Consider the following 25632-nt stretch of genomic DNA (forward strand, 5'->3'; position numbering starts at 1 on the left):
GCGGTGAGCCGGCGGTCCGCGCCGCCGGGTGACCGGCGGTGACCGACGGGACGGGCGTGCGCCGCGCCTCCAGGCCGTCGGTCGGTCGGCTCCGCACGACGTGCGCCGCTAGGATCGGTGACCATGGTCGAACTTGACTTCACCGAGCAGCTGTCCGCCCTCCGCGAGACCTTCGGCAACATCCGCTCGGTCGTCGACGTCGACCGGCTGCAGCGGGAGATCGCCGAGCTGAGCGAGCAGGCGGGTGCGCAGGACCTCTGGGACGACGTGGAGCACGCGCAGCAGGTGACGAGCGCGCTCTCGCACCGGCAGGCCGAGCTGCGGAAGATCACCGACACCGAGCAGCGCATCGACGACCTCGAGGTCCTCGTCGAGATGGCGAACGAGGCGGACGACGCCGACTCCGCCGCCGAGGCGCAGGACGAGCTCAAGGCGATCCAGAAGACCATGGGTGACCTCGAGGTGCAGACGCTCCTCGACGGTGAGTACGACGAGCGCCCCGCGGTGATCACGATCCGCGCCGGTGCCGGTGGTGTCGACGCCGCGGACTTCGCCGAGATGCTGCTGCGCATGTACCTGCGCTACGCCGAGCAGCACGGCTACAAGACCACCGTGATGGACACGTCCTACGCCGAAGAAGCCGGCATCAAGTCGGCGACCTTCGAGGTCGACGCGCCCTACGCCTTCGGCACGCTCTCGGTCGAGGCCGGCACCCACCGCCTCGTCCGCATGTCGCCGTTCGGTGCCGCGGGCAAGCGCCAGACGTCCTTCGCCGCGGTCGAGGTCATCCCGCTCATGCCGGAGACCGCGGTCATCGACATCCCCGAGAACGACATCCGCGTCGACGTCTTCCGGTCCTCGGGCCCCGGCGGGCAGTCCGTCAACACGACCGACTCCGCCGTCCGCCTGACCCACCTGCCGACCGGCACCGTGGTGTCCATGCAGAACGAGAAGTCGCAGATCCAGAACCGCGCCGCCGCCATGCGCGTGCTGCAGTCGCGCCTGCTGCTCCTGAAGAAGGAGGAGGAGAACGCGAAGAAGAAGGAGCTCGCCGGCAACATCACGGCGAGCTGGGGCGACCAGATCCGCTCGTACGTCCTCGCGCCGTACCAGATGGTCAAGGACCTCCGGAGCGAGCACGAGGTCAACAACCCGTCGTCGGTGTTCGACGGCGACCTCGACGGCTTCATCAACGCGGGCATCCGCTGGCGCAAGCAGGGCGACGATTCCTGAGCGACCTCGCGGCGGAGTCGAGCCGCGCGCCTCGGTTGACTTCCGGCCCGGCCGACCTACCCTGATCCGGTCATGATCAAATTCGACCAGGTCACCAAGGTCTACTCGGGCAACCCGAGTCCTGCGCTCGACGACCTCTCCCTCGAGATCCTCAAGGGTGAGTTCGTCTTCCTCGTCGGCGCGTCCGGCTCCGGCAAGTCGAGCTTCCTGCGCCTCGTGCTCAAGGAGGAGAAGCCGACCCGCGGGCAGATCCACGTGCTCGGCCAGCGCCTCGGCGCCCTGTCGTCGCGCAAGGTCCCGTACTTCCGCCGCAACCTCGGTGTGGTCTTCCAGGACTTCCGACTGCTGCCGAACAAGAACGTCTTCGACAACGTCGCGTTCTCGCTCCAGGTGATCGGCAAGAGCAAGGGCTTCATCAGCGAGGCCGTCACCGACGTGCTCAAGCTCGTCGGCCTGGCCGGCAAGGCCACCCGCATGCCGCACGAACTCTCCGGTGGTGAGCAGCAGCGCGTGGCGATCGCCCGCGCGGTCGTCAACAAGCCGGCGATCCTGCTGGCCGACGAGCCCACCGGCAACCTCGACCCGACCACCTCGGCCGGCATCATGGCGCTCCTCGAACGCATCAACCAGGGAGGCACCACCGTGCTCATGGCGACACACGACGCCAGCATCGTGAACCAGATGCAGCGTCGGGTCATCGAGCTCTCGAACGGCACCGTCCTGCGCGACGAGCAGTCCGGCGGGTACCAGACGCAGGCGCTCCCGATCCAGCGCGGGTCGGGCGTCTCGAACACGACCGGCATCCAGACGATCCCGGGGCTCATCCGATGAGGCTCGGGCTCGTCATGTCCGAGGTCGGCTCGGGCCTGCGGCGCAACGCGTCGATGGTGGTCTCGGTCGTCCTGGTGACCTTCATCTCGCTCACCTTCGTGGGCACGGCGATCCTGCTGCAGATGCAGATCAACCAGATGAAGGGGTACTGGTACGACCGGGCGCAGGTCGCGGTCTACCTCTGCACCGACACCGACACCACCGGCAACTGCACCGGCGCCAAGGCGACCGAGGACCAGCGCGAGCAGGTCCAGGCGCAGCTCGACTCGACCACCCTCAAGCCGTACATCGAGAAGACGTACTACGAGGACCAGGACCAGGCGTTCACGCGGTTCAAGGAGCAGTTCAAGGACTCGCCCGCGACCGAGTTCGTCAAGCCGGAGTACCTCAACGAGACGTTCTGGGTGAACCTGAAGAACCCGTCGCAGGCGGACGTCCTCGTCGAGAGCCTGTCGAAGGTCGCCGGCGTGCAGAGCGTCGTCGACCAGCGCGGGTACCTGCAGCCGATCTTCAACCTGCTCAATGCGTCGTCGTACACGGCGATCGGCATCGCGTCGCTGATGCTCGTCGCGGCCGTGCTGCTCATCGCGACGACGATCCGACTGTCCGCGTTCAGCCGACGGCGTGAGCTCGGCATCATGCGGTTGGTCGGCGCGTCGAACCGGTTCATCCAGACACCCTTCGTGCTCGAGGGCGTGATCGCCGCCGCGATCGGAGCGGTCCTGGCCGGCGGCGCGATCACCGCGGTGGTCTGGTTCTTCGTGCGGAACTACCTGGCGCGCCGGTTCTCCGGCACTGCGTTCATCGGGATGGGTGACGCAGCCGTGGTGGTCCCCGCGGTGATCGTGATCGGTGTGCTCCTCGCCGGCGTCTCCGCGTTCATCGCGATCCGCCGCTACCTGCGCGTCTGACCTGCGCACCCCACGACCGCGGCGCGCCGGGAAGGTGCGCCGCGGTCGTCGTGTTCACTAGGCTGTAGGGCTGCGCAGCAGCACCGGGATCTGTCCCCGGTCACGGAAGGGAGCCACCATGGCGAAGGAACGCGGCGAGAAGATCGTGGCGACCAACCGACGCGCGCGCCACGACTACCTCATCGAGGACACGTACGAGGCGGGCATGGTGCTGTCCGGCACCGAGGTGAAGTCCCTCCGCGAGGGGCGGGCGTCACTCGTCGACGGCTACGCGTTCATCGACGGCGGCGAGGCCTGGCTCGACTCCGTCCACATCCCCGAGTACACCGAGGGGACGTGGAACAACCACACGCCGCGGCGGAAGCGAAAGCTCCTCCTGCACAAGCAGCAGATCGTGAAGATCTCGCACAAGACCGCGCAGGGCGGGTACACGCTCGTGCCGATGAAGATCTACTTCCACGACGGCCGAGCGAAGGTCGAGATCGCGGTCGCGAAGGGCAAGCGCGAGTTCGACAAGCGCCAGGCCCTGCGTGAGAAGACCGACAAGCGCGAGGCCGAGCGCGCCATGCGCTCGCGCAACCGCATGGGCGAGTGAGCTCACGGCGAACGGCGTTGGCATCGTCCAGCACACCCCGCTATACTGGGGGACCGCTCCCCTCCAGGAGCATTGGCAACTCAACAGCGTGACAGCGGCTCGCACGTCACGGCCCGTACGGGGATGATCGGTTTCGACATTGCCTGTGTGCCGACGGGAAGCGGGCCGAGGACCCACGGTCATCTCGTGAACGATCCGTGGAAAACAACAAGTGCCAATTCCAAGCGCACTGACTTCGCTCTCGCTGCGTAAGCAGCCCAGCACATGAAGTCCGTCGGCCAGGTGATCGTCTTCTAACCTGAGTTCCGGCGTCATCCAGAGGACTTGCTGCACGGTTGCGCCTCAGGGCCGTGCGGGACTTGCACTGAGACTGGGCCCGTCGTCCTAGAAGCCGGTAGCAAAGGACGGGGCCGAGCAGAACGACTCATCCGGATACGCCCGTAGAAGACGTCGAACCGCAGCGATGGACGGGGGTTCGATTCCCCCCATCTCCACCACCGCCGGACGTCGGGCCGCTGTCACGCTGATCACCGAGATCGCCACCTGAACGCCCCGTCGTCGTCCCCTGGACGTCGGCGGGGCGTTCGTCCTGTCCGGGGGAGTCGGGGACTACTGTCCGGGTCAGGCACGGGGCCGCTCGTGTCGTTCTCGAACGAGAGGTGTGCGCGTGGTGCAGGAGATCGCGATCCGGGTCCGTCTGCGAGAGCAGGACCGTCTGGGGTTGGCGGAGTACGAGCGGACCGTGGGGTCCGTCGCGACCGTCGCCGCGGTCGTCGCCTGGCTGCCCTCGCCCGAGTCGCGGCTCGTCGTCCGCGGTCGCGGGGCCGAGCCCGTGCGCCTCGAGACGGTGTCGTACGGCGGCGTGTTCGAGATGCTCGTCGTGCTCGACCAGCGCTCGGCAGCGGTCGAGCGCGCCGCGTCGGCAGTGGCGGCGCTCATCGCGTCGGTGCGGGAGGACCACGTCGAGGACGACGACGCCGGCGTCGCCGGTGAGCTCGACCGCCTCGACCGCTCGGCGCCGCGCGGTCGCTCGGCGGTGGAACGGGCGCTGCGCGGGTTCCTCGAGGGTGCGCGGGCCGACGTCCTGGCGCGCCGGACCACGACGCGGGTGCGCGCGGCGCAGGCACTGCTCCGGCTCGCCGAGGACGACGCCGAACTCGTGGTGGAGCGGGTGGAGGACGCGCTCGTCCCGATCGTCGCGGAGCAGGAGGTCGACGTGCTCGCGGACACCGGTGCCGCGGTGGTCGTCGAACCCGTCGACGGCCTCGCGCTCTCCGGCGTGCGCGCGGAGCGGCCCGTCGAGGAGCAGCCCGACGGGGAGCAGCCCGACAAGGAGAAGGACAAGAAGAAGTCCGACAAGAAGAAGTCCGACAAGAAGAAGTCCGACAAGAAGAAGTCCGACAAGAAGAAGGACAAGGGCAAGAAGAAGTCGGGCAAGAAGAAGTAGGACCTCGCGGATCCGCAAGACGCAACGTCGGCGGCTCTGCGCAGCGGTACAGCGCTGCGAGCAACCGCCGACGTTGCGTTTCGCGAGTGGGGCGGGGGTCAGAAGTCGAACAGGTTCGCCCGCAGGCCGCCGTCGCCGTACTCCCGACGCAGCAGCCCCCGGCGGCGCAGGACCGGCACGAGGTCGCCCGTCATCCGGTACACCTGCGCCGGGTGCAGGTCCCCGGACAGGATGAACCCGTCGTTGTCAGCGTCCGCCCCGAGTTCCTCGACGAAGTCCGCGAACTCCTCGGCCGTCCCGACGAACCCCTCGTGCGCGCTGATCCGCCCGAGCCGGGCCTTCCGGGTCAGGAGTTCCCGCAGGGGCGCATCCGGCGTGTCACCGACCAGCCCACGGACCGTCCCCGCGGACACGTGGTCGCCGAACGTACACGCCGGGATCGGTGCGTCGAGGTCGAGCGCGAGCAGGTCCGTCTCCGAGTCGCTCGACCACGCGACGGCGGCGGTCCGGAGCTCGGCGTCCGTCGGGTGTCGTGACGCGGCGACGATGCGATCGGCCTCCTCGACCGAGGGCACCAGCACCGGCTTCAGCACGAACAGGACCCGGAGGTCCTCCGCGCTGCGCCCGGCGTCGGCCGCGGCGGTGAGGACCCGCGAGCGGTACGCGCGGACCGCCTCGGCCGTCAGCGGTGCGAGCGCGAGCTGCACGTCCGAGTGCGTCCCGGCGAACCCGAGCCCGCGCCCGGACCCGCCGGGAGAGACCACGACCGGGTCACCGTCGAGCGGCAGGGCGTTGAGCGGACCGTCGGCGGTGAAGTACGCGCCCTCGTGGTGGAACGCCTCGAGTGCGTCCCCGTCGGCGAAGTGCCAGTCCGTCGGGTCCCCGACGTAGCCGTCGCCCCACGAGTGCCACAGCCGTCGGAGCAGCGTGATCCACTCCTCGGCCCGGTCGTACGCGGCGTCGTGCGGCAGCGGCGCCGCCCCGACGTGCCGGGCGCTGCCGGTGTCGGTCACGACGTTCAGCCCGAACCGGTCGGAGGACAGGTGCGCGAGCGTCGCGGCCTGGCGTGCGGCGAGGTACGGCGGCGTGATGCCCGCGTTCACCGTCGGCGCGATGCCGATGTGCTCCGTGACGGCGAACAGGTACGGCGCGAGCAGCAGCGGGTCGTGCTTCGGGCCGCCGTACGCCTGCCGGATCCGCAGGTCCAGGGTCGCCGGACTCCCGAGCGAGATCGCGTCCTCGGCGATGACGAGGTCCATCCCCGCGTGCTCGAGCGCCCGGACGGACTGCTGGTACAGGTCCGGCTTCGTCCAGTCGTGGCCCCAGTCCCAGTCGGCGCGGCCCCAGGCCTGCGGGCCGAACCCGCGCGAGAAGAAGTACCCGAAGTGCTGCAGGTCGCCCACGGTCAGACCTCCTGCGCGACGACGTGGCCCCGGGGGACCGCATGTGCGCGGTCCGCGACCTCCGTGGCGGGGGTGGGGCGTGCCTCCCGGCCGACGACGTCGCCTCCGGTGGCCGCGCGGACGGCTGCCAGACCGCGCTCCACGTCGGCGAGCAGGTCGGCGACGTCCTCGATGCCGACGGACAGGCGGACCAGGCCGTCGCCGATGCCGAGCTCGGCCCGCTCGGCCGCGGTGCGGCCGGCGTGCGTGGTGGTCGCCGGGTGCAGTACGAGCGAGCGCACGTCGCCCAGGTGGGTCATCCGGCTGATCAGCTGCACCGTGTCGATGAAGGCGCGTGCCGCCGGCTCGCCGCCAGCGAGCGTGAAGGCGAACACCGACCCGGCTCCCCGGGGCAGGTAGCGCTGGGCGAGGTCGTGGTACGGACTGGAGGCGAGACCCGCGTGGTCGACGCTCGTCACCTCCGGCTGGCGCTCCAGGAAGGACGCCACGGCCAGCGCGTTCGCGACGTGTCGCTCCACGCGGAGCGACAGCGTCTCGATGCCCTGGCGCAGCAGGAAGGCGTTGAACGGCGACGGCGACGGGCCGATGCGTGCGGCGACGACGTCGCGGGCGAACACGACGAACGCGCGGCTGCCGTACCGCTCGACGTAGCTCTGCCCGCCGAGGGCGCGCTCCGGGGTGGTCAGGTGCGGGAAGCGCTCCGGGGTGCGGCCCCAGTCGAAGCGACCGCCGTCGACCACGAGTCCACCCAGGCCGGCGCCGTGGCCCGACAGGAACTTCGACGCGGAGTGCACCACGATATCGGCGCCGTGCTCGACCGGGCGGACCAGGTACGGCGTCGCCAGGGTGTTGTCGACCACGAGCGGCACGCCCGCCCGGTGCGCGGTGTCGGCGACGCCCTGGATGTCGAGCACGTCGTTCTTCGGGTTCGGGATCGTCTCGGCGAAGAACGCCTTCGTGTTCGGGCGGACCGCAGCGGCCCACGCGTCGAGGTCGCGCTGGTCGGCGACGAAGTCGACCTCGATGCCGAGCCGGGCGAGGTTCTGCAGCAGCAACCCCTTCGTGCCCTCGTAGATGCTCCGCGCGCTCACGACGTGGTCGCCGGCCTGCAGGAGCCCGAGGAGCGCCACGGTCACCGCCGCCTGACCACTGCCGACGAGGATCGCCTCGGCGCTCCGTTCGAGCAGCGCGACCCGGCGCTCGACGTCGGCGTTCGTCGGGTTGCCCAGACGCGTGTAGGTGTACCCGTCGTCGGTGCCGGCGAAGCGCTCCCGGGCCTGGTCGAAGTCGTCGAAGAGGAAGCCCGAGGTCATGTGGATCGCGGGCACCCGTGCGCCGTGCGCGGTGTCGGGCAGGAACCCGCCGTGCACCTGCTCGGTGGCGAAGCCGTGGCCGTCGTTCGACATGGGGTCCTCCTGCGTGGTCCGTCGTGCGGGTACTCTCGCAGGCCGGACGGGTCGGCGGCGCATTGCGGCGTCGGGTTACGGGCGAGTTCTGTCAGGGTGGACGCGTGGATGGTGGCAGGACGAACGTCGAGACCCTGGCCGACGAGGTCCGGCGAGTCCGCGCAGCGGCGGGTCGTCCCGTCGTCGTGGGAGTCTCCGGCTTCTGCGGATCGGGCAAGTCCACGCTGGCCAGGGCACTGGTCGGCAGGTTGCCGGGCGCGGTGCGGATGCGCGGGGACGACTTCCTCGACCCGGCGCTGTCGCACGCGCGCTCGGACGACTGGTCCGGGGTGGACCGGGTGCGACTGCGTGACACGGTGCTCGAGCCGTTCCGGGCGTCGGCCGGAGGGTCCTTCCGCCGGTACGACTGGTCGGCCCGGGGCCTGGGCCGCGCAGAACGGCTCCCAGGCGGCGAGGTGCTCGTCGTCGACCTGATCGGACTGTTCCACCCGGAGACGCTGCCATCCATCGACCTCACCGTCTGGTGTGACCTGGACCTCGAGACGGCAGTTCTCCGCGGCCAGCACCGCGACCGTGTGCTCGGACGGGACCACGAGCGGCTCTGGAACGACGTGTGGGTCCCCAACGAGCGCGACTTCGCGGCACGGTTCGACCCACGCGCCGCGGCGGCCGTACTCGTCTCGACACGCTAGTCGTCCGCGCCGGTGCCCCGCGGTGCGGCGGGACCGGCGAGCAGCGCGGCAAGGCGCCGGTCGAGCCCGGACGCGAGCGGGGCGGGCAGCGCGTCGACCGGGAACCAGCGGACGTCCTCGCTCTCGTGGCTCACGGCCGTCGGTGTCGAGGGGTCCGCCGTCGCGACGAAGCCGACGTCCCAGTGCGCGGCGCAGGAGAACCCGCCGTGCAGGTCGTGCCGGTCGAGGTCGGCCACGGCGTCGTCGTCGAGCTCGAGCCCCGCGATCCCGGACTCCTCGCGCGCCTCGCGCCGTGCCGCTCCCGCCAGGTGGTGGTCCTGCGGCTCGAGGTGTCCACCGAACTGCACCCAGAAGCGACCCTTGCGGTGCAGGCAGAGCAGCACGAGGGACCGGTCGGGCGAGAACACGAAGCACGACGCCGTCAGGTGCTCCGGGCCGAGCGTCCGGTCGATCGCGGCGTCCCCCGAGGCACGGACGAACGCCGTGAACCGCTCTCGGTCGGGCGACGGCGCGTCGGTGAGCGCGGCGAGGGCATCGGCGGGGCGCATCCGACGATCGTGGCACGGTCGACGGGGACGGGCGTCAGAACAGCGCGCGCACCCCGGCGGCGACGGTGTCCCAGGAGGCGAGCAGCGGCTCCCGGACGAGCCACACGACGACCCCGTTGACGACCACGAACAGCACGAACCACAGCACCGCCGGCACACGCATCTCGGCCGCGGCGATGTGGAAGTCGGTCTGCACCCGCGCGCCGGTCAGCAGCCAGCGCGCGACCTGCACGAGCGACCTGAGCCCGTCGACCACGAACGCCGCACCCACCGCCGCGACGACCAGCACGGTGACCTCCGACGGACGGACCGCCACCCAGAGCGCGAGCGCGTCGAAGCCGACCACGACGAGCAGTCCGAACCAGTTCCGGACGAACGCGAGGGCCACGAGACCGACCACGGCGAGCACCGCCACGGGCAGCCACCGCGACCCGTGCAGCACGCCGGTGACCAGCAGCACCCCGGCCCAGACCGGCGCGCTGTACCCGGCGAACAGGTTGAGGATCCGCACCAGCCAGCGGATCGCACCCGGCACCCGCCCGAGCCGGACCCACGCCTCGCCGGAGCCGTCCGGGTGCAGGTCGATCCGGTCGATGCGCCCGCCGAACGGCACCACGACGACGCAGTGTCCGACCTCGTGCACGATGGTCGCCGCGATCCGGGCGACGCGGCCGACCAGGGGCACGAACGGGAGGACGGCACCGACCAGGACGGCGACGAACACGAGGGGTGGGGCTGCTGCGGTCAAGACGCCAGGATGACAGCGCCCACCAAGAGGACCCTGACCGCGCGGGCCGTGGCGTCAGCGGACGGCGTCCACCACGACGAGCACCACCACGACGACGGTCGCCACGACGGCGAGCCCCGTCAGGACGGCGAGGAACACCGTCACCCGGCTGCGCTGCGTGTGCCTGGCCATCCGACCCCCACCGACCTCTCGGGAGCGCGGGGCTTGTCGACCGCACAGCCGAGCTGCACGGCGAGCTCGCGGGCGAGCATCTGCAGCGGCACGACGGCCTCGACCGGTCCCCAGGGGGCGAGGGGCCGTCCCCACGCCAGGTCGGTGGCGTCCGCGCGTCCGGCGATCACCGGCAGGTCGGAGCCGGCACCGCCGATCGTGACGACGAACCCGCCGCGGGCGCGCACCTCGGCGACGGCGGACCGGATCCTGGGGTCCCCGTGGTCGACCACCACGACCGGCGTGCCCTCGTCGACGAGCGCGAGCGGTCCGTGCCGGAGCTCGCCGACCGCGCAGGAGCGCACCCACCGGTAGGCGAGCTCCTCCACCTTCAGCGCGCCCTCGGCGGCGTAGGGCAGCCCGTGCCCGCGGCCGACGAAGAGGAACCCCGGAGCGTCCCGCACGGTCGCGGCCAGCAGCGGGACCCGCTCGGCCGCCACCACCGCGGCCGTCGCCATCCGGTCGGGCAGCTCCGACAGCTCGTCGACCAGGGCGGCGGCACGGGCCGGTTCGAGTCGGTCCGACGCGACCAGGGCGGACAGGACCGCGGTCACGCCGACGACCACCTGCGCGGTGAAGGACTTCGTCGCGGCGAGCCCGACCTCGGGCCCGGCGTGGCAGTCGAGCACGGCGTCGGCCCGGCGAGCGAGCGACGAGTGGACGTCGTTCGTCAGCGCGAGCACCGGGACCCGGTCGTCGAGCCGGTCGAGGGCCCGGAGGACGTCCGCGGTCTCACCGGACTGGCTGATGGCGACCACCAGGGTGCCTCGACCGAGGACGACCTGGTCGACCTCGCTGGCGGCGACGACGTCGGTCGGGACACCGCCCAGGGTGCGCGCGGTGCCGGCGACGACCTGACCGGCGTGCAGCGAGGTACCGCAGGCGACGACGGCGAGCCGCTCGAACGCCGGGAGCCCGAGACCCGCCCAGGTGCTGCCGTCCGCGGTGCGGTGCCGGACACGGTGGAGGAGGTCGGTGACGACGCCGGGCTGCTCGGCGATCTCCTTGGCCGTGTGGTCCGGGTGGTCGCCGAGGTCGACCTCGAGCGCACTCGCGGCGAACGGTGACGCCGTGGGGAAGGGCACCGGTACGGCGATCCCCTCCGAGGACCAGCTCCACGCCTCGCCGAGCTCCACGACGTCGCCGTCCCGGAGCGGCACGAAGGTCTCGCACCACTCGGCGATCGTGCCGACGTCGCTCGCGACGAAGTCCCCCCGGGCGGAGCGCGCGACGACGAGCGGCGACCGGTGCGCCGCAGCGACCATGCGGCCGTCGCGGGCGTCCAGCACGACGATCGCCCACGAGCCGCGGAGCTGCGCGGTCGCGATCTGCACCGCGAGCACGAGGTCCGGGTCGACCAGCAGGGCGCGCTCGACGAGGTGTCCGATCACCTCGGAGTCGACCTCCGACCGGAACACGTGCCCCTGCCGCTCGAGCGTGGTCCGGAGGCTCGCCGCGTTCTCGACGGTCCCGTTGTGCACCACGCTGATCCGTCCGGAGCAGTCGGCGTGCGGGTGCGCGTTCTCCTCGCGCACCGCCCCGCAGGTCGCCCAGCGGGTGTGCCCGATCCCGACACCCGTGGCGGCCTCCTCGGGCGTCCCGACCGTGGCCCGTGCCGCGAGGTCTGCCCGGAGGTCCGCGACGCGCGAGACCGACCGGACCGTGGCGATCCGGCCGGCGGCGGTGCGCAGTGCGACCCCGACGGAGTCGTGGCCCCGGTACTCCATTCGCTCGAGCCCGTCGAGCAGGAAGGGGGTCACGTCGTCGCTCACGCGGGCCGCGATGATGCCGCACATACGGTGTCCGTTCAGGTGGGGGACCGGCCAGGTGCCGGGGAACGGCACCGACCGCCGCCGGGTCTGCCGCGGGTCCGGGGCCGTCGACGGACCGTGCCCGCCCGCGGATCAGGTGGGGCGGAGACGGTTGGTCGGCGGGTCGGGTACCGGACGGTCGGGGATCGCGGACGGGCCCTTCCGTGAAGGGCTCGGCGGTCGGTGCACCACGAGCCTCGTCCCGCGGCACCGCCGTGACAAGCGTCCGGGCCGCCTCTTGCGGTTCACCGCGTGAGCGGTGCGAGCCGCCCGCCCGCCGGTGCGGACCCACGCAAGTCGGCTCGGTGGCCGACGCTGCGCGTGACGGACGGGAGGCCCGGTACCAGCCGGTACCGGGCCTCCCGTCCGTGGGGTGGTCGCCGGGCGTCCACCGGTCGCGCGATCAGGTGAGCAGCGCCACCAGGTGCGAGCGGGAGCGCGCACCGACCTTCCGGTAGATCTGCGTGAGCCGCAGCTCCACGGTGCGCTGCGACATGAACAGCGACGAGGCGATCTCGCGGTTGCGGTAGCCCTCCGTCACCTTCTGCACGACGGCGCGCTCCTCGGCGGTCAGCTGGGTGAGCACCACCGACGCGTCGGGCGCGCTCCGCGGCGAGCCCGGGACCGGCGCGGAGTGCACCGGACCGGACCGCAGCGAGGTCGGCGCCCCGAAGGGCGGCATGACGGCCGTCGGAGCCGGCGCCGCGAGCGGTCGACGGAGCCCGGCGGCCTCGTACGCGGCAGCCGCGGCGGCGCCCAGGCGGGGCCGTTCGGCGTCCGTGCCCACCGCCGCCAGGGCAGCGAAGGTCCGGGCGCGCTCGTACTGCGAGTCGTGCGGCTGGAACAGCTCGAGCGCGCGACGACGCGCCGTCTCGCGCGTCGCGTCGTCGGGGACGAGCGCCAGGCTCCTGGCGAGCACGAGCGCACCCCAGCGGGACGGCCGTGCGTGGTGGTCCGCCGCGAGGCGGGCCGTCGCGTTCCGGGCGTCGTCCACCCGACCGAGGTGCACGTAGCCCTCGACCAGGTCGCCCAGGTGCCGGAGCACGGTCGGGTTGCGCAGCGACCGACCGACCGCGTCCGCCGCCTCGAGCGCGGTCACCGCCTCGTCCACCCGGCCGTCGAGCAGCAGGACCCGTCCGCGCAGCGCATGCAACCGGGCCGTGGTGCCCCAGAGCAGCACCGTGGAGCGGAGCGCCAGGCAACGGTCCACCACCTCGAGCGCCTCGTGGGTGCGGCCCTCGGCGAAGTGCCGCCACGCGACCGCCACCGCCCGCGACGGCTCGCGCAGCCGTTGGGCGGACAGGGCGCTCCCGGCCTCCCACGCGTCGACCGCGCGTAGGGCCTGCCGGAAGTTCCCGGACCGGAGCTCGTTCTCGGCGGACAGGTAGCGGGCGCCCTCGACCCAGACGGCCTCGGTGTCCTGCCCGCGGGCGACGACGAGGGCGAACACGCGCCGGGCGCTGCGGTACCGCTCGGCGAGGCTCAGCGCGTGCGCGACGAGCAGGAGGGCGGCATCGGACATCGCCATCAGCCGGGGCGTCGCGAGCCCGTCGTAGAGCTCCGTGTCGGCGGGCAGCGAGCCGTCGAGTGCGGCGACCAGGCACTGCACGGCGCCGGCGATCTCCGCGGTGCGCGGGGTGATCACCGCACCGAGCTGCTCGACGCGGGCGAGCAGGTCACGGGCCTGGTCGAGGTCCCACGTCTCTGCCCGGAAGCTCGCGACCATCGCCAGGAGCCCGGCGGTCGCGGGGGCTTCGGGTGCCTCCGCGTCCACGGGCACGAGGAGTTCGTCCGCATGCACGGTCTCACCGCGCAGGTACTGCACGGAGTACAGGACCCGCAGCCGCCGGACCTCCTCCGCTGCGCGCCGGAACGGACGCATCGCGGTGAGGTAGCGCGCGGCGAGCCCGAGCAGGCGCTGTGCGAACAGGGCCTCGACGACGGCGAGCAGTGCCGCGCGCTCGTCCTCGCCGCCGGAGCCGACGTGCAGGGCACGCTCGGCCAGGGCCACCGCGGCGTGCGGTGCACCGTCGAGGACGTAGCCCGCGGCGGCGTCGAGCAGTGCGACCACGTCGGGGACGTCGTCGACGAAGCTCCGGTGCCACGCGGCGGCGCGGGGGTCGGTCTCGGCGCTCGCCGCGGCGAGCTCCCGGTGCAGGGTGCGCCGGGTACGTGCGGACGTCCGCCAGTACAGGGCCGACCGGAGCAGCGGGTCGCGGACCGCGACGGTCTGCCCGCGCACCACGACGAGCCCGGCGTCGGCGAGGTCGTCGACGGCGTCGCGGTCCCAGCCCGTGGTCCGCGCCACGGGGACGAGGGCGAGGCGCACGAGGACGTCCGGACCACGTCCCGCGTCGGTGTCGGTGTCGGCGGTGCCCTCGACGGCATCGAGGGCCAGCGCTGCGATGGCCTCGGTCGTGGCGGTCGGGCGCAACGGCAGCACGAGCGGCTCGGTGCCGGTCAGCTGCGCCGTCGAGAACGCGTCGAACTGCTCGCGGAGCGCGCCCGGGTTGCCGCCCGTGGCCTCGGCGAGGATCGCGAGGACGCCGTCGTTCGCGCCCTCCGGTGCCATCGTCCGGGCCAGCGCCAGGGACTCGTCCGTGGTGAGCGGCTCGAGCCGCAGCACGGGGAGCGCCGCGAGCGGGCCGTCCGACGGCACGGTCCGGACCGTGGCGACCAGGCGCAGCGCCGTGCCGGCGAGACGACCTGCCAGGAACGCGATGAGCTCCTGGCTCTCGGCGTCCATCCGGTCGAGGTCGTCGATCAGGACGACCGTCGGCGGCAGGGTCAGGGTCTGCACGGCCTCGAGGAAGTCGTGCGCCGCGGCGAGTCCGCTGGTCGCGCCACCGGCCTGCAGCAGGTGCGCGATGTGGGCGGTGGCCCGCGGGTCGTCGAGTGCGGTGAACAGGGAGGTCACGCCGGCCAGCGGCCAGCGGGACTCGCTCCCGTTGACCCCGACCCGCACGACGGGGAGGGAGACGCGGTCCGCGACCGCGTCGAGGACGCTGCTGCGTCCGGAACCAGGGTCGCCGACGACGACCATCGCGCACTCACGAGGGAGTGCAGCGAGGGTCGCGATCCGGTCGACCTCGAGACGGCGACCGGTGAGTGCCATGACTCACCGGCCTCCGGGTCCGGAGGCGAGGACTGCGGAGGACGTCCGGTCGGCGGTGCGGCGGGAGGCCACGGCGACGGACGGCATCCGGACGGCAGCACGGGCAGGGACCGTGGCGACGGACGGACGCGAGGCGGCGACGGAGCGCGCACCAGGGCTGTCGGTGAGATGTCGCGGACGACGAGTGAGGGTGCACTCGCTTCCGCCTGGGAACGATGAAGTCATCGTCTGGACCACCCCTCGGGTCAGGGTTTTTCGGACGAGTATTGGACGGCGGACCCGACTCGGTCCGGGTCTAGGGAACCCGGTGCGCCTGATCAGCCGTGAGCACGATAACCCGCCGGTCGGACGCCGACGGAGTGCTCGTCAGCACACTGTCCGCCCTCCCTGGCCCCAGTCCGGGGGGTATCTGCCCCCTTCTGGGGGTCCGACGCGGGGAGGCGGGTGCGCCCAGGGGACAAGCGGGGTACACCGCGGTCCGCCGCCGGTGCGGACCGTCCGCGGGACTACGAGCGCCGGATGACGTCCACCACGGCGTCGTGCACGAGGCCGTTCGTGGCGAGGGCGCTGCCGTGCCACGGGCCCGGGTCGCCGTCGAGCGAGGTGAAGCGACCACCCGCTTCCTCGACGATCGGCACGAGGGCCGCGATGTCCCACGGCTTCAGGTCGGGTTCGCCGGCGACGTCGAGCACTCCTTCGGCGACGAGCATGTACGACCACATGTCGCCGTACGCCCGCGTGCGCCAGACCTTCCGGGAGAGGGTGACGAGGGCGTCGAGCCGGTCGTCCTCGTCCCACTGCTGGATGCTGTTGTAGCTGAGGCTCGCCTCGGACAGCTCCGCGACGCCGGACACCCGCAGGGGACCGTCGGTGGAGTGCGCGCCGAGGCCCTCGGCAGCCCACCAGCGCTTGCCGAGCGCCGGGGCGCTGACGACGCCGAGCACCGGACGGCCGTCGACGGCCAGGGCGATCAGGGTGGCCCACACGGGCACGCCCCGCAGGTAGTTCGCGGTGCCGTCGATCGGGTCGACCACCCACTGGCGGTGGCCTTCGCTCAGGGCGTCGGCGCCGGTGTCCGCCGTCGTCTCCTCGCCGAGGAACGCATCGTCGGGGCGTTCGGCCGCCAGTCGCTCGCGCAGGGCCCGTTCGACCGCCTGGTCGGCATCGGTGACGTGCGTGCTGTCGGCCTTCGTCGTGACGTGCAGGTCGGCGGCGCGGAACCGCTCGAGGCTGATCGCGTCGGCGGTGTCGGCGAGGGAGCGGGCGAAGTCCAGGTCGGCGCTGAGGTCCACGGAGGTCAGGGTAGCGTCCTAGGCCGCCACCACCTGCTCCTCCTCGTAGCGCGAGACGGCGCGTTCGCGGGCGATCCGGGTCCGCCGGGCGGCGAGCCCGTGCACGAGGACCCCGAGCAGCACGGCGACGACGAGCCACAGCACGAGCACGACCACCGACCGTGTGAGCGACGCCCCCGGGAAGTACACGAGGTCCTGCGCGGCACCGAGCCAGGCGGCCCCGCTCCAGAACGCGTTGAGCGCTGCGAAGAACCCGGGCTGGAACGACGGCTGGAAGATCCCGCCGGAGCTCGTGAAGTTGAGCATGACGAAGAGCATCGTGAGGATCGGCGTGGTCCACCGGCCGAGCAGCGGGTGCAGGCCGACGCCGAGGGCGACGATGACGGCGTCGTACAGCCAGGCGAACAGGAAGACCTGCCAGCGGTGGTCCGGGATGACGCCGTAGAGCGGCCCGGCGACGAGCACGCCGATGCCGGCGACGACCCCCGCGGTGGCGGCGCCGACGACGACCGTCCAGAGCGCACGGAGCTTCGCGGCCGCCGCGGCGACGGCGATCGCCGAGGCGTACCCGCCGACGCTCAGGCCGACGAGCAGGAAGAAGAGCCCCTGGCCGGTCGGGTCCTCGTCGCCGGTGGGGACGACGTCGTGCACGGTGAACGGCAGGTGCTGCTCGTACGCGATCGGCAGGAAGACCTTCTGCGCCGCGGTCGCGGTGGTCTCGCTCGCGGCCGTCGAAACGTAGAGCACGGCACCGTCGGTCGCGGGGGCGTAGACCGCGGCGAGGTCGCGGTCCCGCACCTGCCGCTCGGCCTCGGCCGTGGACCCGACCACGTGCGCGACCAGCCGGCCGTCGGAGCCGTCGGTGACGCTCTGGGCGAAGACCTGGGCGCTGGGGCCCTGGCCGACGATGCCGACGGGGAGCTCGTGCGGCGTCGGGGCGTGGAAGGCGCCGAGGTAGGCCAGGCTCATCCCGACCGCGAGGAACAGCGGGACGAGGATGTGCGACCCGAAGGACCGCAGCGTGCGACCGAGGTGCTCGGGGCGCAGGACCGCCGCCGCGAGCGCCGTCGACCGGGACGTCCGCTGCGGGTGCGGCGCTGCGTGGTCGCCGTGGTGGACCGGATCCGGACGGGCTGTGTTGTGTTCTGCAACTTCGGGCACGAGGAGCAACGGTACACCCGTGCCGGCGGGGCCGATCCGCCCGGGGTCAGTCCGCCCCGGGCCGTCGCCCGGGGTCGTCCCACCCCGGGGTCGTCCGCGCCGGGGTCAGTCCGCGCCGGGGTCGTCCGCGCCCATGCCGGTGAGCAGTGCACGGAAGGAGTCGAGCCGCTCGACGCCCGTCGGACCGAGCTCCCCGTCGTGCACCCGGTCGACGATCTCCCAGTCGTGCGCCTGCGACAGCGGGATGCCGTCGGCGGGCTCCCGCACCGGGACGGCGTGCGCCGCGAAGGCGCGGAAGACGTTCTCGGGCTGTACGTGGCCGAGCCCGAACGACCGGACGCCCGGCGTGTCGATGATCCAGCCGCCGTCGCGCACCCGCAACGCGATCGAGGACGACGAGGTGTGCCGCCCCCGGCCCGTCACCGCGTTCACGACGCCGGTCGCCCGGGTCGACCCGGTGATCGCGTTGACGAGCGTGGACTTGCCGACGCCCGAGTGGCCGACGGTGACCGTGACCTGGTCGTCCAGGACCTCGTGCAGCGCGTCGAACGGCACGTCGTCGGAGCGGCTCGTGACGATCCGCAGGTCCAGGCACGCGAAGTGCGCCAGGAACGGCGCCGGGTCGGCGAGGTCGGTCTTCGTGATGCAGAGCACCGGGTCGAGCCCGGCGTCGAACGCCGCGACGAGGTACCGGTCGATGAGCCGCGGCCGCGGTTCGGGGTCGGCCGCGGCGACGACGATCAGCATCTGGTCGGCGTTGGCGACGATCACGCGCTCGACCTCGTCGCTGTCGTCGGCGCTCCGGCGCAGCAGGGTGGACCGCTCGGCGACCTTCACGATGCGGGCGAGCGAGCCCGGGTCGCCGGAGACGTCCCCGGCGAGCGACACGTGGTCGCCGGTCACGACCGACTTCTTGCCGAGCTCGCGGGCCTTCGTCGCGGTGATCACCCGTTCGTCGTCCTGCCCGGCCGACACCAGCACGCCGAAGCGTCCGCGGTCGACGTTCGTCACCCAGCCGGTCGGGGCGTCGTCGTAGCTCGGACGGGTCTTCGTGCGGGGCCGGTTGCCCTTCGGGTTCGGTCGGATCCGCACCTTGGACTCGTACTGCCCGTAGGGCTCGTCCTCGTCGGTGTCGTCCCCGTCGGCGTCGTCCCACCAGCTCACGGCGTCACGCTCCCGTCTCGACGGTCCCGCGAGGGCCCGTACCGGTCGCCACGAGGTCTGCCCAGAGTTCGGGGAACTGGGGCAGGGTCTTCGCGGTGCAGCCGATGTCGTCGACGGCGACGCCGTCGACGACGAGGCCCACGAGGGCGCCCGCGGTCGCCATCCGGTGGTCGTCGTACGCGGCCCAGGCACCGCCGTGCAGCGGAGCCGGGGTGATCCGCAGGCCGTCGTCGAGTTCCTGCACCGAGCCTCCCGACCGGTTCACGTCCGCCGCGAGTGCGGCGAGACGGTCCGTCTCGTGGCCCCGCAGGTGGCCGATCCCGATGATCTCGGTCGGCTCGTCGGCCAGGGCCGACAGCGCGACGATCGCCGGTGCGAGCTCACCGCCGCGCGTCAGGTCGAGCGTGACACCCGGCAGGGAGGCCCCACCCGCCACTCCGACGCCGCCGTCGAACACCAGGTCGTCACCGTCCCTCGTGACGGTCGCGCCCCACAGGGGCAGGAGCGTCTCGAGATCGGCACCGACCTGCGTGGTGTCGGTCGGCCAGGTGCGGATCCGGACGGTGCCGCCCGCGACGAGCGCAGCCGCCGCGAACGGCGCGGCGTTCGACAGGTCGGGCTCGATGACGACGTCACGCGCTGCGATCGGGCCCGGGTGCACGACCCACTCGCCGACGGCCGGCTGGTCCACCCGGACGCCGCGTGCGCGGAGTGCCGCGACGGTCATGTCGATGTGCGGCAGGCTCGGCAGCCGCTCGCCCACGTGGGTGAGGTGCAGGCCCTCGTCGAAGCGGGGTGCCGACAGCAGCAGGCCGGAGACGAACTGCGACGAGGCCGACGCGTCGATCTCGAGACGACCGCCGCGGACCGCTCCGGTGCCGGTGAACGAGAACGGCATGGCGCCGCCGCCGTCGTCCGTCACGTCGACGCCGAGGTCGGCGAGGGCGCGGATGATCGCGCCCATCGGTCGCTTCCGGGCGTACGGGTCGCCGTCGATCGTCACGGGGCCGGTCGCGAGCGCGGCGAGCGGCGGCAGGAAGCGCATCACGGTGCCGGCGAGGCCGCAGTCGACGGCGACGTCACCGTGCATCGGCGCGGGCGTGATCCGCAGGTCCGGCCCGTACGGGTTCGGTGCTGCGCCGTCCGCGGGGACGACCTCGTCGATGCCGACACCGAGCTGGCGGAGTGCCGCGACCATCAGCGCCGAGTCGCGCGAGTGCAGGGGCAGGCGGATCGTCGAGGGGCCGTCGGCCAGCGCCGCGAGCACGAGCTCACGGTTCGTCAGCGACTTGGAACCGGGCAGGGCGACGTCGCCGCGCAGGGGCCCGCGGGCGAGGGGTGCGATCCAGGGACCGGGCTGCTGGGAATGCGTCGACTCTGCCATCGGTTCACCAGGGTACTGAACACCCGCGGGAGGACCATTGGCGACAGTCACACTCGAGCGCACCCGGACGGCGCTGCCGGCCGTGCGGACGACGATCGGGCTCGGCCTAGACTCGTCCGTGATGACGACCGACGAACCGCAGGCAGCACCGCACGACCTGGTCGAGGAGACCGAGGCGCAGCTCGACGCGGTGTCCGAGGAAGCGGACGCCCTCGAGCCCGAGACCGAGCCCGCCGACGAGAAGACCGTCTCCGAGGCTGAGCTGCGGTCGCTGTTCGAGGACCAGGCGCTCCCGTTCATGGACCAGCTGTACGGCGCCGCGATGCGGATGACCCGGAACCCGGCCGACGCCTCGGACCTGGTGCAGGAGACCTTCGTCAAGGCGTACGCAGCGTTCCGGCAGTTCCGGCAGGGCACGAACCTCAAGGCGTGGCTCTACCGGATCCTGACGAACACGTTCATCAACACGTACCGCAAGAACCAGCGGAACCCGTACCAGGGCACGATCGACGAGCTCGAGGACTGGCAGCTCGGGGGCGCCGAGAGCGTCACGCAGTCGGTGTCCGCGCGTTCCGCCGAGGCCGACGCGATCGACCACCTGCCGTCCTCCGCGGTGAAGGACGCGCTCCAGTCGATCCCCGAGGACTTCCGGATGGCCGTGTACTTCGCGGACGTCGAGGGCTTCTCCTACCAGGAGATCGCCGACATCATGAAGACCCCCGTGGGGACGGTCATGAGCCGTCTCCACCGTGGCCGCCGGCTCCTCCGCGGGCTCCTGGCGGACCACGCACGCGAGACCGGCATCGTCCCGGACGCAGCGTCGACGGCGACGATGCGCGGGCGGGGCCGGAAGACGACTGCGGCCGCTGGTCGCACCGACGGGAAGGACGCACGATGAGCGGCTGCGACTGCTCGAAGGCCAAGGCCGAGCTCGAGGAGTTCCTCCACGACGAGCTCTGCCGCGAGGACGCTGCGGACATCCGCGAGCACATGGAGTCCTGCGAGGACTGCACGAGCGAGCACCGCGTGGGCGTCGTCCTCATGGAGACCGTGAAGCGCGCCTGCGCCGAGACCGCTCCGGACCAGCTCCGGACCGAGATCCTGGCGCGGATCCGCGTGGAGCAGTCGACGCACCAGGCCTGACGAGGCGCCGCCGTCGCGCGGCGGCGCGTCGTCACACGTCGCCGGCGCTGGGTAGGGTCGCCCCATGACCCTCACCGCCGAGTCGATCACCACCTGGTCCGACACGGACGTCACCGACGTCACCGCCCTCGTCCGTCTGCTCGGGCACGTCGTCGACGAGTCCGCCATGCGTGCACGGCTGGAGCGGCTCGTGCCCGAGGCCGGGCACCGCACGTGGCTGGTCCGTGGCGACGACGGCCGCGCGGTCGCCGTGGCCGGAGCGCAGGTCACCTGGTCGTACGCGAGCGACGAGCCCACGGCGCAGCTCCTCCTGCTGGTGGTCGACCCGTCGGCCAGGAGGCACGGCACCGGTTCCGCGCTCATCGACACGTTCGAGACGTGGGCGACCGACCAGGGCGCGCACCGCCTCAGCGCCGTGTCCGCCGCTGCGACCGACAGCGCGCACCGCTTCTACCAGAAGCGTGGGTACCACGAGGCCGGCGTCCGCTACACGAAGCTCCGGTAGCCCCGCGCCCGCGCAGCGTGCCGGTGCTGCTGTTGCGTGCCGGTCGGTCCTGCGCCCGTGACACACGATGCGCCCCGTTCCCACGGGGCGCATCGTGCGTCAGGGGGCGCGGTGGGTCAGCCGAGCGCCTTCCGGACGACCTCGGCGGCCTCACCCGCGGAGCGCTTCGACGACCCCGTCGCCGGTGCGGCACTCGCCGGGCGCGAGGCCACGGAGAGCGGACGGCCGTCGAGGTGCGGCGACAGGTTCATGCAGACGAACGGCCAGGCGCCCTGGTTCTCCGGCTCCTCCTGCGCCCACACGACCTCGGCCTGCGGGTAGCCCGCGAGCACCTGCAGCAGCTCGTCGAGGGGGAGCGGTGCGAGCTGCTCCAGCCGCACGAGGGCGACGTCGGTCGCGCCGGACTTGTCGAGCTCGGCGCGGAGGTCGTGGTGCACCTTGCCCGAGTGCAGCACGACGCGGCGCACGGCTCCCTTGTCGGTCACGCGGTCGTCGTCGAGCACCTCGCGGAAGGACCCGCTCGTGAACGCCTCGACCGGGCTCGTCGCCTGGCGCAGGCGGAGCATGGCCTTCGGCGTGAACACGACGAGCGGCTTCTGCGGGCGCTCCCACGCCTGGCGACGGAGCAGGTGGAACCACGACGCCGGCGTCGACGGCCGCGCGACGATCATGTTGTCCTCGGCGCAGAGCTGCAGGTAGCGCTCGATGCGCGCCGAGGAGTGGTCCGGCCCCTGGCCCTCGTAGCCGTGGGGGAGCAGGAGCACCAGACCGGAGCGCTGGCCCCACTTCTGCTCGGCGGACGAGATGAACTCGTCGATGACGGTCTGCGCGCCGTTCGCGAAGTCACCGAACTGCGCCTCCCAGAGCACGAGGGCCTCGGGACGTTCGACCGAGTAGCCGTACTCGAACGCCATCGCCGCGTACTCGCTGAGCAGCGAGTCGTAGATGTACAGGCGGGCCTGGTCCTCGGCGACGTTGGCGAGCGGCAGCCACTCCTGCCCGTTCACCCGGTCGTGGAAGACTGCCTGGCGCTGCACGAACGTGCCACGTCGGGCGTCCTGGCCGGCGAGTCGGACGGGCTTGCCCTCGACCAGCACCGAGCCGATCGCCATGAGCTCTGCCATCGCCCAGTCGATGCCGCCGGAGCGGGTCATCTCGGTGCGCTTGGTGAGGAGCTGCTGCAGCTTCGGGTGGATCGAGAAGCCGGCGGGCGGGTTGCTGTGCGCGTCGCCGATGGCCCGGACGAGCTCCTCGGAGATCGCCGTGTCGTGCACCTCGACCTCGGCGTCGTCGCGCTGCGCGGTCGGACGCTCGAGGCCGTCCACGGCGCCGTCGTCGTCCGTCGTGATGACGGGCATCGTGCCGGTCTGCGCCTCGTGGGTCTCGGCGAAGGCGCGCTCGAGCCGGTCCTGGAAGTCGCGGTGCGCCTCGTCGTACTCCTCCTGCGTGATGTCCCCGCGGCCGACGAGGGCCTCGGTGTACAGCGTGCGGACGGAGCGCTTCGCCTCGATGAGGTTGTACATGAGGGGCTGCGTCATCGAGGGGTCGTCGCCCTCGTTGTGGCCGCGGCGGCGGTAGCAGACGAGGTCGATGACGACGTCGCGGTGGAACTCCTCGCGGTAGGCGAAGGCGAGCTCCGCGACACGCGCCACGGCCTCGGGGTCGTCCCCGTTGACGTGGAAGATCGGCGCCTGGATCGTCTTCGCCACGTCGGTCGAGTACACCGACGTGCGCGCGGACTCCGGGGGCGTGGTGAACCCGACCTGGTTGTTGATGACGAGGTGGACCGTGCCGCCCGTGCGGTAGCCACGGAGCTGCGACATCTGCAGGGTCTCGACGACGACGCCCTGGCCGGCCATGGCGGCGTCACCGTGCACGAGCACCGGCAGCACGCCGAAGGTGCCCGGCGGGGTGCGGTCCTGCTTCGCGCGGACGATGCCCTCGAGCACGCCGTCGACGGCCTCGAGGTGCGACGGGTTCGCGGCGATGGTCACGGGGATGCTCGAGCCGTCCGAGGCACGGAAGAGGCCCTCGGTGCCGACGTGGTACTTGACGTCGCCCGAGCCCTGGCCGGACACGGCACCGGGCAGCGACGAGCCCTCGAACTCACGGAAGATCTGCCCGTAGGTCTTGCCGGCGATGTTCGTGAGCACGTTGAGCCGGCCGCGGTGGGCCATGCCGATCGCGACCTCGTCGAGGCCGGCGCCCGCGGCGTGCTGGATGAGGGTGTCGAGGAACGCGATGGTCGACTCGCCGCCCTCGAGCGAGAAGCGCTTCTGGCCGACGTACTTCGTCTGCAGGAAGGTCTCGAACGCCTCGGCCTCGTTGAGCTTGCCGAGGACGCGCAGCTGCTCGTCCTTCGACGGCTTCGAGTACGGCACCTCGATGTGCCCCTGGACCCATCGACGCTGCTCCGGGTCCTGGATGTGCATGTACTCGATGCCGACGGTGCGGCAGTAGGCGTCGCGCAGGATGCCGAGCACGTCGCGCAGCGGTGCGGTCGTGGTCCCGGCCAGGCCGCCGGTGACGAACTCGCGGTCGAGGTCCCAGAACGTCAGCCCGTGGTTCTCGAGCTCGAGGTCCGGGTGCGTGCGCTGCCGGTACTCGAGCGGGTCGATGTCCGCCATCAGGTGGCCGCGCACCCGGAAGCTGTTGATGAGCTCCTGCACGCGGGAGGTCTTGTTGACACGGTGCGCCAGGTCGACGTTGATGTCGTTCGCCCACTGGATGGGCTTGTAGGGGATGCGCAGCGCCGAGAAGATGCCCTCGTAGAAGCCGTGCTCGCCGATGAGTCGCTCGTGCACCTTCTTCAGGTACTCGCCCGACCCGGCACCCTGGATGACCCGGTGGTCGTAGGTGCTCGTCAGCGTGATGGTCTTGCCGACGCCCAGCTCGACCAGGGTCTTCGTCGCGGAGCCCTGGAACTGCGCCGGGTACTCGAGCGCGCCGGCGCCGATGATCGACCCCTGGCCCTTCGTCAGGCGCGGGACCGAGTGCACGGTGCCGATGCCGCCCGGGTTGGTGAGCGAGATCGTCGTGCCCTGGAAGTCCGCCGGCGTGAGCTTGTTGTCGCGGGCGCGCTTGACGAGGTCCTCGTAGGCGGAGAGGAACTGTCCGAAGGTCAGGGTCTCGGCACGCTTGATGCTCGGGACGAGGAGCGAGCGGGTGCCGTCCTTCTTCGGGACGTCGATGGCGATGCCGAGGTTCACGTGCGCGGGCTCGACCACGAAGGGCTTGCCGTCGCGCTCCTCGTAGAACACGTTCTGGCTCGGGAAGTCCTTCAGCGCCTGCACCATCGCCCAGCCGATCAGGTGCGTGAAGGAGATCTTGCCGCCGCGGGCACGACGCAGGTGGTTGTTGACGACGATGCGGTTGTCGATCATCAGCTTCGCCGGGATCGTCCGGACGCTGGTCGCCGTCGGGACCGTGAGCGAGGCGTCCATGTTCGAGGCCAGCGTCTTCGCCATGCCCCGGAGCGGGGTCGCCACGTCCTCGTGGGTCTCCTCGTGGTCGTCGGCCTGGTCGTTGGCCTCGGCCGGGATCGGCTGCGGGGTCGGCTGCCGCGAGGTCGTCTTCGCCTGGATCGGACCGCCCGGCTTCGCCTCGGCCGGGACGTCACCCGTGGCGGGCTGCTGCGTGGTCGACTGCGACGACGACTGCGTGGGAGCGGGAGAGCCGGACTGGGCGGAGCCACCGGCGGCGGAGGAACCGGTCTGCGAGCGGTGGTAGCTCTCGAGCACGGGCCACCAGGACTCGTCGACGGACTCCTTGTCGGCGACGAACTGCTCGTAGAGCTCGTCGACCAGCCACTCGTTCGCCCCGAATTCGCCCGCGGTCTCGTCCGTACCCGTCAGATGGCTCGACACAGCCGATCGCCCACTCTCCGTCGATAGATGCTCGTGTGTGTCGTGCGGGGCAACCCTGCTCCGCACTGGCCGCCAGCCTAGCCGTTCCGCGCCGACCGTTCGGTGACCGTCGGACGCGCGCCGCGCCTCCCGGCCGCGCTCGCGCGTGTCGGGACGGGACCCGCTCA

Annotated in this window: 20 protein-coding genes and 1 other RNA gene; 10 read left to right on the plus strand and 11 right to left on the minus strand. The window is 72.1% G+C overall.

The window, feature by feature from the left end:
- Positions 1-123 precede the first annotated feature (123 nt).
- From prfB to D8M35_RS16875, 6 genes are all read left to right on the plus strand, one after another.
- A complete protein-coding gene (gene prfB, locus D8M35_RS07080) occupies positions 124-1233 on the plus strand; it encodes a peptide chain release factor 2 (RefSeq protein WP_126891212.1) in 1110 nt (369 codons plus the stop codon).
- 72 nt (positions 1234-1305) lie between these two features.
- Positions 1306-2064 carry a cell division ATP-binding protein FtsE gene (gene ftsE, locus D8M35_RS07085; protein ID WP_066654786.1) on the plus strand — a complete coding sequence of 253 codons (759 nt, stop codon included), beginning with the start codon at positions 1306-1308 and terminating at the stop codon, positions 2062-2064.
- Positions 2061-2975 carry a permease-like cell division protein FtsX gene (ftsX, locus tag D8M35_RS07090; protein WP_126891213.1) on the plus strand — a complete coding sequence of 305 codons (915 nt, stop codon included), beginning with the start codon at positions 2061-2063 and terminating at the stop codon, positions 2973-2975. The genes ftsE and ftsX overlap by 4 nt, the downstream gene beginning before the upstream one ends.
- A 118-nt stretch (positions 2976-3093) precedes the next feature.
- Positions 3094-3570 (plus strand): SsrA-binding protein SmpB, encoded by a 477-nt coding sequence (gene smpB / locus D8M35_RS07095; RefSeq protein ID WP_126891214.1) that lies wholly within the window; start codon positions 3094-3096, stop codon positions 3568-3570.
- A gap of 119 nt (positions 3571-3689) precedes the next feature.
- Positions 3690-4067, plus strand: a transfer-messenger RNA (tmRNA) gene (gene ssrA, locus D8M35_RS07100).
- Between the two features lie 170 nt (positions 4068-4237).
- The gene (locus D8M35_RS16875; protein ID WP_194074866.1) at positions 4238-5017 is read left to right on the plus strand and encodes a hypothetical protein; all 780 of its coding nucleotides are present in this window, start codon (positions 4238-4240) and stop codon (positions 5015-5017) included.
- Positions 5018-5115: 98 nt separating this feature from the next.
- Here the strand turns inward: D8M35_RS16875 and D8M35_RS07110 are convergent, their stop codons facing one another.
- Both D8M35_RS07110 and D8M35_RS07115 read right to left on the minus strand, forming a co-directional pair.
- A complete protein-coding gene (locus tag D8M35_RS07110; protein WP_126891215.1) occupies positions 5116-6420 on the minus strand; it encodes an LLM class flavin-dependent oxidoreductase in 1305 nt (434 codons plus the stop codon).
- Positions 6421-6422: 2 nt separating this feature from the next.
- The gene (locus D8M35_RS07115) at positions 6423-7826 is read right to left on the minus strand and encodes an O-acetylhomoserine aminocarboxypropyltransferase/cysteine synthase family protein (protein WP_126891216.1); all 1404 of its coding nucleotides are present in this window, start codon (positions 7824-7826) and stop codon (positions 6423-6425) included.
- Positions 7827-7930: 104 nt separating this feature from the next.
- On the opposite strand from D8M35_RS07115, the gene D8M35_RS07120 reads away from it, so the two are divergent.
- Complete coding sequence (locus D8M35_RS07120) at positions 7931-8518, plus strand: uridine kinase (protein ID WP_238638133.1); 588 nt, start codon at positions 7931-7933, stop codon at positions 8516-8518.
- Here the strand turns inward: D8M35_RS07120 and D8M35_RS07125 are convergent.
- From D8M35_RS07125 to aroA, 8 genes are all read right to left on the minus strand, one after another.
- The gene (locus D8M35_RS07125) at positions 8515-9066 is read right to left on the minus strand and encodes an NUDIX hydrolase (protein WP_126891217.1); all 552 of its coding nucleotides are present in this window, start codon (positions 9064-9066) and stop codon (positions 8515-8517) included. The two genes, D8M35_RS07120 and D8M35_RS07125, sit on opposite strands and share 4 nt — an antisense overlap.
- 34 nt (positions 9067-9100) lie before the next feature.
- Positions 9101-9814: a M50 family metallopeptidase gene (locus D8M35_RS07130; protein WP_126891218.1), complete on the minus strand. Its 714-nt coding sequence runs from the start codon at positions 9812-9814 to the stop codon at positions 9101-9103.
- 140 nt (positions 9815-9954) lie between these two features.
- Positions 9955-11820 (minus strand): glutamine--fructose-6-phosphate transaminase (isomerizing), encoded by a 1866-nt coding sequence (gene glmS / locus D8M35_RS07135; RefSeq protein ID WP_126891219.1) that lies wholly within the window; start codon positions 11818-11820, stop codon positions 9955-9957.
- A 418-nt stretch (positions 11821-12238) separates the two neighbouring features.
- Entirely contained in the window at positions 12239-14950 is a 2712-nt protein-coding gene (locus D8M35_RS07140; RefSeq protein WP_126891220.1) for a LuxR family transcriptional regulator, read from the minus strand.
- Positions 14951-15456: 506 nt separating this feature from the next.
- Positions 15457-16242 carry an inositol monophosphatase family protein gene (locus D8M35_RS07145; RefSeq protein WP_174234709.1) on the minus strand — a complete coding sequence of 262 codons (786 nt, stop codon included), beginning with the start codon at positions 16240-16242 and terminating at the stop codon, positions 15457-15459.
- Positions 16243-16260: 18 nt separating this feature from the next.
- Positions 16261-17403 carry a hypothetical protein gene (locus D8M35_RS07150; protein ID WP_126891222.1) on the minus strand — a complete coding sequence of 381 codons (1143 nt, stop codon included), beginning with the start codon at positions 17401-17403 and terminating at the stop codon, positions 16261-16263.
- 105 nt (positions 17404-17508) lie between these two features.
- Complete coding sequence (gene rsgA / locus D8M35_RS07155; protein ID WP_126891223.1) at positions 17509-18567, minus strand: ribosome small subunit-dependent GTPase A; 1059 nt, start codon at positions 18565-18567, stop codon at positions 17509-17511.
- A gap of 4 nt (positions 18568-18571) precedes the next feature.
- Entirely contained in the window at positions 18572-19951 is a 1380-nt protein-coding gene (gene aroA, locus D8M35_RS07160) for a 3-phosphoshikimate 1-carboxyvinyltransferase (RefSeq protein ID WP_126891224.1), read from the minus strand.
- Positions 19952-20072: 121 nt separating this feature from the next.
- On the opposite strand from aroA, the gene D8M35_RS07165 reads away from it, so the two are divergent.
- From D8M35_RS07165 to D8M35_RS07175, 3 genes are all read left to right on the plus strand, one after another.
- Positions 20073-20849: a sigma-70 family RNA polymerase sigma factor gene (locus D8M35_RS07165; RefSeq protein WP_126891225.1), complete on the plus strand. Its 777-nt coding sequence runs from the start codon at positions 20073-20075 to the stop codon at positions 20847-20849.
- Positions 20846-21094 carry a zf-HC2 domain-containing protein gene (locus D8M35_RS07170; protein ID WP_126891226.1) on the plus strand — a complete coding sequence of 83 codons (249 nt, stop codon included), beginning with the start codon at positions 20846-20848 and terminating at the stop codon, positions 21092-21094. Before D8M35_RS07165 ends, D8M35_RS07170 begins: the two co-directional genes overlap by 4 nt.
- 64 nt (positions 21095-21158) lie before the next feature.
- A complete protein-coding gene (locus tag D8M35_RS07175; RefSeq protein ID WP_126891227.1) occupies positions 21159-21599 on the plus strand; it encodes a GNAT family N-acetyltransferase in 441 nt (146 codons plus the stop codon).
- A 116-nt stretch (positions 21600-21715) separates the two neighbouring features.
- Here D8M35_RS07175 and D8M35_RS07180 read toward each other — a convergent pair whose 3' ends face one another.
- On the minus strand, positions 21716-25465 hold the full coding sequence (locus tag D8M35_RS07180; protein WP_174234710.1) for a multifunctional oxoglutarate decarboxylase/oxoglutarate dehydrogenase thiamine pyrophosphate-binding subunit/dihydrolipoyllysine-residue succinyltransferase subunit: 3750 nt from the start codon (positions 25463-25465) through the stop codon (positions 21716-21718).
- Positions 25466-25632 lie beyond the last annotated feature (167 nt).

The sequence above is a fragment of the Curtobacterium sp. HSID17257 genome (genome assembly GCF_003989515.1).
In the GTDB taxonomy this organism is placed as follows: Bacteria; Actinomycetota; Actinomycetes; order Actinomycetales; family Microbacteriaceae; genus Curtobacterium.